At 67.1% G+C, this 12045-nt stretch carries 6 protein-coding genes and 2 pseudogenes; 3 read left to right on the forward strand and 5 right to left on the reverse strand.

What is annotated here, in order from left to right; translation table 11 throughout:
• The first annotated feature begins 2 nt into the window (after nt 1-2).
• Complete coding sequence (locus U4Y91_RS26535; RefSeq protein WP_321807571.1) at nt 3-1310, forward strand: dicarboxylate/amino acid:cation symporter; 1308 nt, start codon at nt 3-5, stop codon at nt 1308-1310.
• 13 nt (nt 1311-1323) lie between these two features.
• Complete coding sequence (locus U4Y91_RS26540; RefSeq protein ID WP_321807572.1) at nt 1324-2265, forward strand: amino acid ABC transporter substrate-binding protein; 942 nt, start codon at nt 1324-1326, stop codon at nt 2263-2265.
• A 256-nt stretch (nt 2266-2521) separates the two neighbouring features.
• Here the strand turns inward: U4Y91_RS26540 and uvrA are convergent, their stop codons facing one another.
• Nucleotides 2522-8416, reverse strand: coding sequence for an excinuclease ABC subunit UvrA (gene uvrA, locus U4Y91_RS26545; protein WP_321807573.1), 5895 nt, complete (start codon nt 8414-8416; stop codon nt 2522-2524).
• Nucleotides 8417-8869: 453 nt separating this feature from the next.
• Nucleotides 8870-9001: pseudogene (locus U4Y91_RS26550) on the reverse strand (dicarboxylate/amino acid:cation symporter); the annotation flags it as partial.
• 89 nt (nt 9002-9090) lie between these two features.
• Here U4Y91_RS26550 and U4Y91_RS26555 point away from each other — a divergent pair.
• A complete protein-coding gene (locus tag U4Y91_RS26555) occupies nt 9091-10143 on the forward strand; it encodes a transposase (protein WP_321807590.1) in 1053 nt (350 codons plus the stop codon).
• A 200-nt stretch (nt 10144-10343) separates the two neighbouring features.
• Here the strand turns inward: U4Y91_RS26555 and U4Y91_RS26560 are convergent, their stop codons facing one another.
• The 3 genes and pseudogenes from U4Y91_RS26560 to U4Y91_RS26570 all read right to left on the reverse strand — a co-directional run.
• Complete coding sequence (locus U4Y91_RS26560; RefSeq protein WP_321807574.1) at nt 10344-11258, reverse strand: LysR substrate-binding domain-containing protein; 915 nt, start codon at nt 11256-11258, stop codon at nt 10344-10346.
• Nucleotides 11259-11364: 106 nt separating this feature from the next.
• Complete coding sequence (locus U4Y91_RS26565; RefSeq protein WP_321807575.1) at nt 11365-11673, reverse strand: H-NS histone family protein; 309 nt, start codon at nt 11671-11673, stop codon at nt 11365-11367.
• 166 nt (nt 11674-11839) lie between these two features.
• Nucleotides 11840-12045: pseudogene (locus U4Y91_RS26570) on the reverse strand (phosphomannomutase/phosphoglucomutase); the annotation flags it as partial.

The following is a 12045-nucleotide window of genomic DNA, read 5'->3' on the forward strand; positions in this document are numbered from 1 at the left end:
CGATGCAGAAAAAAAATGCTGCAGCCGTCTGGATCCTGGTCGCGATGGTGGCAGGCATCCTGATCGGCTACATGATCTTCACGAGCTTTCCCGACAAAAAGGCCACCACCGAAATCGCCGGATACATCTCGCTCGTGTCCGACGTGTTCCTGCGGCTGATCAAGATGGTGATCGGCCCGCTGGTGTTCTCGACGCTCGTCGTCGGCATCGCGCACATGGGCGACGCGGCATCGGTCGGGCGCGTGTTCGCGAAATCGATCGGCTGGTTCGTCACCGCGTCGCTGATCTCGCTGCTGCTCGGGCTGTTCATGGCGAACCTGCTGCGGCCCGGCGAGAACCTCGGCCTGCCGCTGCCGGACATCGGCGCATCGGCGAACCTCGCGACCTCCAAGTTCACGCTCAAGGATTTCGTCGGCCACATGGTGCCGAGGTCGTTCGCCGAGGCGATGAGCAACAACGAAATCCTGCAGATCGTCGTGTTCTCGATGTTCTTCGGCGTCGCGCTCGCCGCGCTCGGCGAGCGCGGCAAGATCCTCGTCGCCGCGATCGACCAGCTGTCGCACGTGATGCTCAAGATCACCGGCTACGTGATGAAGCTCGCGCCGCTCGCGGTGATGGCCGCGATGGCCGCCACCGTCGCGGTCAACGGGCTGTCGGTGCTGCTGAAGTTCGCGGTGTTCATGGGCGACTTCTATGTCAGCCTGTTCCTGCTCTGGACATTGCTCGTCTGTGCCGGGCTGTTGTTCCTCGGGCCGCGCGTATTCAAGTTGCTGGTGCTGATCAAGGAAGCGTTCATGCTGTCGTTCGCGACGGCCAGCTCCGAAGCCGCGTATCCGAAGATCCTCGATGCGCTCGACCGGTTCGGCGTGCGACGCAGGATTTCGAGCTTCGTGATGCCGATGGGCTATTCGTTCAACCTCGACGGCTCGATGATGTACTGCACGTTCGCGTCGCTGTTCATCGCGCAGGCGTACAACATCCACCTGTCGATCGGCACGCAGATCACGATGCTGCTGGTCCTGATGCTCACGTCGAAGGGAATGGCCGGCGTGCCGCGCGCATCGCTCGTCGTGATCGCCGCCACGCTGCACCAGTTCGGGCTTCCGGAGGCCGGGCTGCTGCTGATTCTGGGCGTCGATACGTTCCTCGACATGGGCCGCTCGGCCACCAATGCGGTGGGCAACTCGATTGCGAGCGCGGTGGTCGCGAAGTGGGAAAACCAGCTCATGTCGGAAGCGGAAGCCGAAGCCAACGTGGCGCGCATCGAAGCGGAACAGGAAGCGACGATTGCGCATCCGACGGACGTTTGACGGAGGCCCGGCGATGAAGATGCAGCGATTCTGGCGTGCGCTCGCGCTCGCGGGCCTGCTTGCCGCGGGTGCAACCGCGCGCGCGGAAGATGCGCCGTCCACGCCGCCGCGCGTCGAGCCGTTCGCGCCGGCCCGACTGACCGGCACGCTCGCGAAGGTGCGCAGCAGCGGCACGATCGCGCTCGGCTATCGCGACGCGTCGATCCCGTTCTCGTATCTGAACGCGCGCAACCAGCCGATCGGCTATTCGATCGAGCTCTGCAAGGCGCTCGTGTCGTCGATCGAGGATGCGGTCAACCGGAACCTGACGATCCGCTGGGTGCCGGTCACGTCCGAGAACCGCATCGACGCGGTGGTCAGCGGCACGGTCGACCTGGAATGCGGCTCCACGACGAGCAACCTGGAGCGCCAGAAGCGCGTGGCGTTCTCGCCGATCATCTTCGTGGCCGGCACGAAGGTGATGGTGAAACGCGGCTCGCCGATCCGCTCGTTCCGCGATCTCGCGGGCAAGCAGGTCGCGGTGACGGCCGGCACGACCAACGAGAAGGCGCTGCGCGACCTGGACGCACGGTTCAGGCTCGGGATCCAGCTGCAGGTGGTGCCGGACCATGCGCAGGGCTTCGCGCTCGTCGCGAATGGCCGCGCCGATGCGTTCGCGACGGACGACGTGCTGCTGTACGGCCTGATTGCCGTGAATGCGGGCAAGGGCGGCCAGTACGACGTGGTCGGCGACTTCCTGTCATACGACCCGTACGGCATCATGTTCCGCAAGGACGACCCGCAGCTCGCGCAGGTCGTGAAGAGCACGTTCGAGGAGCTGGCCGTCGACGGCGAGATCACGCGCCAGTACAAGCGCTGGTTCCTGCGCCCGCTTCCGTCGGGCATGAGCCTCAACCTGCCGATGAGCCCGCAGCTGGAGACCATCATCGAGACGATCGGCGTCAAGGGAGAATGAGAGGGCGCCGCCGTCTTCCGCTCGACCCGGACGAGCCGTTCCTGTCGCGCGTGATGCGGCGGCATCACGGGCATCACGGGCGTCACCGGCGTTGTGCGGCAGCCGCGACGCATCCCGCCACGCTATCCGGGGCAGCCATGTGTTCATGCCGTGCGCCCGGTTGACGGGATGTCGTACCGGCTGATCGCACGGACGAATGCAAAAGCGGCCCCGGTGCCTGCCCAGACACCGGGGCCGCTCACCGGCAGCACCGCATTCAACCGACCCGCGCTTCTCCCTGCCGCTCCGCTTCACCATCTTGCGCCGCCGTTCGCGCCAGCACGGGCTTCAGCGCGTGCCCGGTATGGCTCGCCTTCACCTGCGCGAGCCCTTCCGGCGGCGCCGCCGCGACGATCGTGCCGCCGCCCACGCCGCCTTCCGGACCGAGATCGATGATCCAGTCGGCTTCCGCGATCACGTCGAGGTCGTGTTCGATCACGACGACGCTATGCCCGCCGTCGACCAGCCGGTGCAGCACGCGGATCAGCTTCGCGACGTCGGCCATGTGCAGGCCGACCGTCGGCTCGTCGAGCACGTACAGCGTGTGCGGCGCCTTCTGGCCGCGCCGCGTGATGTCGTCGCGCACCTTCGTGAGCTCGGTCACGAGCTTGATCCGCTGCGCCTCGCCGCCGGACAGCGTCGGCGACGGCTGGCCGAGCGTCAGGTAGCCGAGGCCGACGTCCTTCATCAGCTGCAGCGGATGCGCGATGTTCGAAATCGGCGCGAAAAATTCCACCGCTTCGTCGATCTCCATCGTCAGCACGTCGCCGATGTTCCGGCCGCGCCACGTGACCGCGAGCGTTTCCGGGTTGAAGCGCTGCCCGTGGCACACGTCGCACGGCACCTTCACGTCGGGCAGGAAGCTCATCCCGATCGTGCGCACGCCCTGCCCTTCACAGGCCGGGCACCGCCCGTCGCCGGTGTTGAACGAGAAGCGCGACGCCGTGTAGCCGCGCGCCCGCGCCTCCAGCGTATCGGCGAACAGCTTGCGGATCGTGTCCCACACGCCGATGTAGGTGGCCGGACACGAGCGCGGCGTCTTGCCGATCGGCGTCTGGTCGACTTCGAGCACGCGGTCGATCTGCTCCCAGCCGCTCAGCGACGCGCAGCCCTGCCACGCATGCGTGACGTTCAGCGACGGCCGCGGCGCGCTGCGTGCGAGCACGCTCGAGCGGCGGTTCGTGGCCGGCGCATCCTGCTGCGCAGCCTTGCGCGCGCGCCGCGTGGCCGGCGACGACAGCACCGAGCGGCCGACCGCGTCGAGCAGGTTCGTCATCAGCACGTCGCGCGCGAGCGTCGACTTGCCCGAGCCGCTGACGCCCGTCACCGCGACGAGCCGCGCGAGTGGAATGCCGACGGTGACGTCACGCAGGTTGTGCAGCGTCGCGCCGTGCACGGTCAGCCAGCCCTCCGGCACCACCGGCGCGCCCTTCTTGCCCGCCAGGCTCACCGCACGACGCGGCTGCAGCGGGTGCGTCATCGGCTGCGCGAGCAGGCGGCCCGTGACCGAATCGGGCTGCGCGGCCAGATCCGCGACCGCCCCTTCGGCGACCAGCGTGCCGCCGCGCTTGCCGGCGCCCGGGCCAACGTCGATGATGTGATCGGCGCGCCGAATCGTGTCCTCGTCGTGCTCGACGACGACGAGCGTGTTGCCCTTGTCGCCGAGCTTGCGCAGCGCGTCCAGCAGGATCTGATTGTCGCGCGGATGCAGGCCGATGGTCGGCTCGTCGAGCACGTAGCACACGCCCTGCAGGTTGCTGCCGAGCTGCGCCGCGAGCCGGATGCGCTGCGCTTCGCCGCCCGACAGGCTCGGCGCCGCGCGATCGAGGCTCAGGTAGCCGAGCCCGACTTCCTCGAGGAACGCGAGGCGGCTGCCGATCTCGCTGACGATGTCGCGCGCGATCTGCGCGTCGCGGCCGGTCAGTTCCAGCGCGTCGATCCAGCGGCGCGTATCGGACACCGTCCACTGCGCGACCTCGACGATCGGATGCGCGTCGAACGTGACCGCACGCGCGGACGGGTTCAGGCGCGTGCCGTTGCAATCCGGGCACGGCTCGTTGCCGACGCCTTCCGGTTCCTGCTCGTCCGACGGCAGCGTCTGCTCGCGGCCGCGATCGTCCCCGGCGAGTACCGTGTCGTCGTACGCGGCGCGCTGTTCACGCGTGAGCGTGACGCCGGTGCCGACGCAGGTCGTGCACCAGCCGTGCTTGCTGTTGTACGAGAACATCCGCGGGTCGAGTTCCGGGTAGCTCGTGCCGCACACCGGGCACGCGCGCTTGACCGACAGCACCTTGACCTCGCCGACGCGCGCGGTCGAATGGTCGTTCTGCATCGCGTGGTGCAGCCCGTCGAGCGGCGCGAGCAGGTGCATCACGCCCTTGCCGAGCTCGAGCGTCTCGTCGAGCAGGCGCCGCAGCTCGGCCTCGTGGTCCGGCGACACGACGATGTCGGCCACCGGCAGCTCGATCGTATGCTCGCGGAAGCGGTCGAGCTTCGGCCACGGATCGACCGTGACGAACTCGCCGTCCACGCGCAGATGCGTGCTGCCGCGCGCCTTCGCCCACTTCGCGAGATCGGTATACACGCCCTTGCGGTTGACGACGAGCGGCGCGAGAAAACCGACGTGCTCGCCGCGATGGTCGCGCAGCAGCTGCGCGGCGATCGACTCGACGGTTTGCGACGTGACGGGCGTGCCGTCGTGGATGCAATGCTGCAGGCCGAGCTTCACGTACAGCAGCCGCAGGAAGTGCCAGACTTCGGACGTGGTCGCGACCGTGCTCTTGCGGCCGCCGCGCGACAGCCGCTGCTCGATCGCCACCGTCGGCGGAATGCCGTACACGGCGTCCACTTCCGGCCGCCCCGCCGGCTGCACGATCGAGCGCGCATACGCGTTCAGCGATTCGAGGTAGCGGCGCTGGCCTTCGTGGAACAGGATGTCGAACGCGAGCGTCGACTTGCCGGAGCCCGACACGCCGGTGATCACGTTGAACTTGCCGTGCGGGATGTCGACGTCGAGCGCCTTCAGGTTGTGCTCGCGCGCGTTGACGATCCGCACGACGTCCTCGCCCTCGATTGCACGGCGTTCGCGCGCGGCGTTCAGCACGGCCTGCAGCGGCACGCCTTCGTCGGCGAGCGCGGTTTCGCCGTCCATCGCGCGGTCGTACTGCAGCAGCGCGACGCCGGTGTGCGATTGCGCGCAGGCCTTCACGTCGTCGGGCGTGCCCGCGCACAGCACGAGGCCGCCGCCATCGCCGCCTTCCGGGCCGAGATCGATCAGCCAGTCGGCCGCGCGGATCACGTCGAGGTTGTGCTCGATCACGATCAGCGAATGGCCGGCCGCGAGCAGCTTGCCGAACGCCTGCATCAGCTTCGCGATATCGTCGAAATGCAGCCCGGTGGTGGGCTCGTCGAACATGAACAGCTTCGTGCGCGCGATGCGCGCCTCTTCGCTGGCAATCCGGCGCCCGCCGGCCGCCGCCGCCGATTCGGCGAGGAAGCCGGCCAGCTTCAGCCGCTGCGCTTCGCCGCCCGACAACGTCGGCACCGGCTGGCCGAGCTTCACGTATTCGAGGCCGACGTCGACGATCGGCTGCAGCACGCGCAGCACCTCGGCGTCGGTCGCGAAGAACGCGGCCGCCTCGCTGACGGTCAGGTCGAGCACGTCGGCGATGTTCAGCGCGCGGCCGTCGCGCTCGATGCGCACTTCGAGAATCTCGGCGCGGTAGCGGCTGCCGTCGCAATCCGGGCAACGCAGGTAGACGTCGCTCAGGAACTGCATCTCGATGTGCTCGAAACCCGAGCCGCCGCAGGTCGGGCAACGGCCGTCGCCCGAGTTGAAGCTGAACGTGCCGGCGCCGTAGCCGCGCTGCAGCGCGAGCGGCGCCTTCGCGAACAGCTTGCGGATCTCGTCGAACGCGCCGACGTAGCTGGCCGGGTTCGAACGCGTGGTCTTGCCGATCGGCGACTGGTCGACGAACACGACGTCGCCGACCTGGTCGGCACCCGTGAGCGTGCGGAACGCGCCCGGCGACTCGGTCGCCTTGCCGTGGTGGCGCGCCATCGCCGGATAGAGCACGTCCTGCAGCAGCGTCGACTTGCCGGAGCCCGACACGCCCGTCACGCACACGAGCCGCTGCAGCGGAATCCCGACCGTCACGTCGCGCAGGTTGTGCTCGGTCGCGCCTTCGAGCACGATGCGCGGCGTGTTTGCTTCGACCGGACGGCGCGCCCAGTTCGACGCATGCGCGACGTGCTTGCGGCCGCCGAGATATTCGCCCGTCAGCGTGCGCGCGGCACGGATGTCGGCCGGCGTACCGTCGTAGACGATCGTGCCGCCGCGCTCGCCGGGGCCCGGGCCCATGTCGATCAGCCGGTCGGCCGCGAGCATCACCGACGGATCGTGCTCGACCACCACCAGCGTATTGCCCGCGTCGCGCAGCCGCTGCATCGCCTCGACGATTCGCGTGAGGTCGCGCGGATGCAGCCCGATGCTCGGCTCGTCGAGCACGAACAGCGTTTTCGTGAGCGACGTGCCGAGCGCGGTGGTCAGATTGATCCGCTGCACCTCGCCGCCCGACAGCGTGCGGCTTTGCCGGTCGAGCGTCAGGTAGCCGAGCCCCACGTCGCACAGGTATTTCAGGCGCGTGCGCACCTCGGCGAGCAGCAGTTTCAGCGCATCGTCGAGCAGCGCGCTCGGCAGGCTGACTTCGTCGAAGAAGCGGCGGATGCGCTCGATCGGCAGCAGCATCAGGTCGTGCACCGTCAGGCCCGGCAGCGCTTCGAGCTGCGCGCGCGTCCAGTCGACGCCGCGCGGCATGAAGCGATCGGCGGGCGCGAGCACCGCATCGGCGTTCGCCTTCGAGCCGAGCCGCCACTGCAGCGATTCCGTCTTCAGGCGCGCGCCGCCGCAGACCTCGCACGGCGTGTAGCTGCGGTACTTCGACAGCAGCACGCGGATATGCATCTTGTACGCTTTCGATTCGAGATAGCCGAAGAAGCGTTTCACGCCGTACCACTGGCTCTGCCACTTGCCGTTCCAGTCCGGCGAGCCGTTGATCACCCAGTCGCGCTCGGCGTCGGTCAGGTCGGACCACGGCGTGTCGCGGCGGATGTCCGCCTTCGCCGCGTAGCGCATCAGGTCGTCCTGGCACTCCTTCCAGGCGGGCGTCTGCATCGGCTTGATCGCGCCGCCGCGCAGCGTCTTGCGCGCGTCGGGGATCACCAGGCCGAGATCGACGCCGATCACGCGGCCGAAGCCGCGGCAGGTCTCGCACGCGCCGTAGGCCGAGTTGAACGAGAACAGCGCCGCCTGCGGCTCTGCGTAGCGCAGGTCGCTGTCGGGATCGTGCAGCCCGGTGGAGAAACGCCACACCTGCGGCTCGGCCAGCGCGTTGTCCGCTTCCGGCGCGAGCACGTAGACGTTCACGCGGCCGCCGCCGCGCTTCAGCGACGCCTCGATCGCCTCGACCACGCGCACCTTGTCGGCCTGCTGCACGCGGAAGCGGTCGGCCACCACATCGAGCAGCTTGCGCGGGCCGGTGGGCGACGCGACTTCGCGCTGCGCCTGCACGCGCGTGTAGCCGCTCGCCGACAGCCACTGCGCGACTTCTTCGTCGGACACGCTTTCCGGCAACTCGACCGGAAACGTGACAACGACGCGCGGATCGCCGGCGCGCGTGCGCTCGACGAGTTCCGCGTAGATCGTCTCCGGCGTGTCATGCCGCACCTGCCGTGCGGTCTGGCGGTCGAACAGCTCGGCCGCGCGCGCGTACAGCAGCTTCAGGTGATCGTTGAGCTCGGTCATCGTGCCGACGGTCGAACGCGAGCTGCGGACCGGGTTGGTCTGGTCGATCGCGATCGCGGGCGGCACGCCGTCGACGCGCTCGACCTGCGGGCGGTCCATCCGGTCGAGGAACTGCCGCGCATATGCGCTGAAGGTTTCGACGTAGCGCCGCTGGCCTTCCGCGTACAGCGTGTCGAACACGAGGCTCGACTTGCCGGAGCCCGACGGGCCGGTGACGACCGTCATTTCGCCGGTGCGCAGGTCGAGATCGAGGTTCTTGAGGTTGTGCTGACGTGCTCCGCGAATGCGGATCAGATTGCTGGATGACAATTTGCCTGCCCGTCTGAATGAGTTAGCCGGAATCACGGTGCCGGAACGCAGCGGCGGATGCCCGCAAGCGCGGCGCACGTGCCGCACGGGTCATGCCCGCGCCGCTCGAGTTCGACGGATACTATACTGTATATTCATACAGGCGCGACCTGAAGGTCGCTATCGAAACTGTCTCGCTGATAGTGATTGGACGAGACCTGCTGTTCTGCCAGCAGTAGCCTACTCGATCGTGCGTCGCTGGTAACGGCGGGGTGCGGAGCATCGAGGACAACGACCGGGGCCGCAAGGCCTAGCCCGAGCCGCGAGGCGAAGGCGACACCTGCAAGCATCGACGCGGGAGCTGGAAGGGCTCGGGTGGCACGGTTAGCGGCCACAGCTAGCCTGCGTGCTGCCATGAAGCAGGTACACATGCCGGTCGGTACGTTGTGCCGCCGGGTTGGTTTAACCACTGGCTGTGACGATCGAGAAGTAGCCGGCGATCGTCTTGAGCGTGGCCGGGTCGGTGATGTTGGCGTGGCACGCATAACCGGCGACGACACCGAGGATCATGCCGACTGCGATGCTGAGGGTGAGGCGATTTTTCATCAGTTGCTCCGAGAAAGCCCGTCCTTCAGCACGGGAAGGAAAGGAGCGCCGCTGTTTGACAGCGGCATTCCACCGTTAAAATGGCCGGCATGATCCTTGTCTATCGCTACCGGGTGAAATCGCTCAACGGACTGCTTAACGAGCAGAGCCGCGCGGTGAACTTCGTCTGGAACTTCTGCAACGACACGCAGAAGCACGCGCTCAAGTGGGGCAAGAAGTGGCCGACGGGATTCGATCTGAACGTACTGACGACGGGGAGTAGCAAGGAGCTCGGCATCCACTCCGGCACGATCAACGCGACGTGCGAGCAATACGCGAAATCGCGCAGTCAGCACCGGCGACCTTACTTGCGCTATCGGGGCAAAAGGTCTCTTGGCTGGGTGCCGCTGAAAGGCCGTGACCTGAAGCGCGAAGGCGATGCGTTTCGCCTAGCCGGGAAGACCTTCCGCGTGTTCAACAGTCGGCCACTTCCCGAAGGCAAGATCAAGGACGGGACCAACTTTGCGCAGGATGCGCGTGGCAACTGGTTTCTCAACATCGTGATCGAGATGCCCGATGTGCAGGCCCGCCCGATCCGTTCCGGCGTCGGCATCGATCTCGGCCTGAAAGACTTCGCCACACTTTCGACCGGCGAGAAACTGCCGAATGACCGGTTCGGCCGGCGCGCGGCGGAAAAGCTCGCGAAAGCGCAGCGAGCACGAAAGCACAAACGACATATCGCGAAGCTGCACGCCAAGGTGGCCAATGCCCGCGCCGACTTCCAGCACAAGCTCGCGCTTGATCTGGTGCGGCGCTTCGATTACATCGCGGTCGGCAACGTGTCGGCTGTCAAACTCGCCAAAACCAGGATGGCGAACAGCGTCTACGACGCATCCTGGTCGTCCTTCCGAAACAAGCTCCGCTACAAAGCGATCGCGCACGGAGCCACGTTCGAGGAAGTCGACGAAAGCGGTTCTACCCAGTCCTGTTCGTCGTGCGGGTCGAAAGACAGCACGACGCGGCCGAAAGGTATCGCGGGACTGAGAATAAGAGAGTGGGCCTGTAGTGACTGTGGTGTCGAACATGATCGAGATACCAACGCTGCTGTGAACATTCTCCGATGCGGACGTGCATCGCCAGGTGTGGGAATCATCTCCCTTTAGGGAGAGGAGGACGTCAAGTCCATTCGTCCTTGGGTGGCACCCCGCCGCCGGAAGGCGGTGAGCGCTGCGAAGAAGGCCGCGCGACGCCGGTCATGCGTCGTATGTGCCGTTGGAACGAATGGTAGGGACGGCCGAAAAAACCGTGATGCCGGTGCAACATGGCGGTATGCGAGCGCCGCATAACGCGGGAAAACCCTGATTCAGCCGAGCCGGGCAGGCGCGGCGCGCAGATGCTGCCAGAGGGTGTCGAGGAATTCGCTGCGATTGGACACGTCGCGATACACGCGCAGCTCGACGTCCAGGTTCCACGCCGCCGGGCCGGCCGGCACGAGGTCGCCGGCCGCCAGTTCGGCGGCGATCGCGCTGCGGGGCAGCCACGCGACGCCCTCGCCTTCCATCACGAGCTTCTTGAGCACTTCGGCCATGTCGGACTCGTAGTGCAGCTGCAAGGCCGGCGCATCCGGGGCGCGGCCGAGCAGCAGCGCGAGACAGCGGCCGAAGTAGCTGGTTTCCGTGTAGGTAATCAGCGGCAGCGGATTCTGCTTCGTTCCGGGCAGGCGAAACGCGGGCGCCGATCGACGGTTCGGCCGGCACGCCGGCATCAGCGTGTCGAGGCCCACCGTCAGGTGCGCGTACTTCGCGGGGTCGAGATGGAGCGGCAGCTCGGGATGGTGATACGCGAACATCAGCTCGCAGTTGCCGTTGACGAGCATCAGGATCGAGTCGTGGACGTTCGTCGGAATGACACGCGCCCGCACTTCGCCGAAATGCGGCGCGAGCGCCTTGAGCCAGGCCGGCAGGAAACTCAGCGCGATCGTGTGGCCCGCGGCGATCTGCAGGCTCTTGCCGGCGATCCGCTGCTCGGTGCGGATGATCGCGCGGGTATCGTACAGGCGGCTGATGACGTCTTCGGCCGTTTCGCGGAACAGGCGCCCCGCCGGCGTCAGCACCGGCGGAAAGCTGCTGCGGTCGATCAGCTCGGCGCCGATCCACTGCTCGAGCGACTGGATGCGGCGGCTGAAGCCCGATTGCGTGACGTTGCGAAATTCAGCCGCGCGGGAAAAGCTCTGGTATTGCGCGAGCGCGAGGAAATCCTCGATCCATTTGATTTCCATGGTGGCCTTGGAGGTCGCGGGTGAGCCGGCCCGCGCGTCGCCTGGGTCGTGGCGAAGCGCGGGCCGACGGACGCCTCCATTTTATGGGCAGCGCGCAATGTCGCGTTCAACCCTCCTGGCGCTCGATCAGGAAGCGCTCGCGGCGCTTCCCCTTGATCCATGCCGGCTCGCGTCCCCGACCGGACCACGTCGCCCCGGTGTTCGGATCGCGATACTTCGGCGCAACGGCAGGCGTTTTTCGCGCCGCCCTTCTGGTACTGCCCTGACGGCCGAATATCTGTCTCGGGGTCAACCCATATTCGGCGACACGGGCACGGACCTCCTGCAGCACGGTCTCGAGTTCGGCCTGTCGCGCTTCCTCGGCGCGTTTCATCAGTTCATTGGCTTGCGCCTTCAATTCGCGATAGCCTGACATCCCTTTCCTCCCAATTGCTCCGGCGCCATGAAAAGCCGAACGGGGCGCAAGCCCCGACCGACTCGTTGTGTTGTCAACGGGTGGTGTCACGCGCGTGCGCCCGACGCGGCACGAGGCCTGTCTCCCTGCGTATCGGATGCGTCGGCAACACGCGTGCGCACGTCGTTCAGAACGGCAGCTCGACGTCCGGCTTCGCGGCCGTCAGCACGCGGCGGAAGTCCGCCTGGATGCGCTCGAGCCCTTCCTTGGTCTCCGCTTCGAACCGCAGCACGACCACCGGCGTCGTGTTCGACGAACGCGCGAGGCCGAAGCCGTTCGGGTACTCGACGCGCAGGCCGTCGATCGTCACGACTTCGTCGGCGCCGTCGAACG

It is taken from the genome of Burkholderia sp. BCC1993, from assembly GCF_905339865.1.
Lineage (GTDB): Bacteria > Pseudomonadota > Gammaproteobacteria > Burkholderiales > Burkholderiaceae > Burkholderia.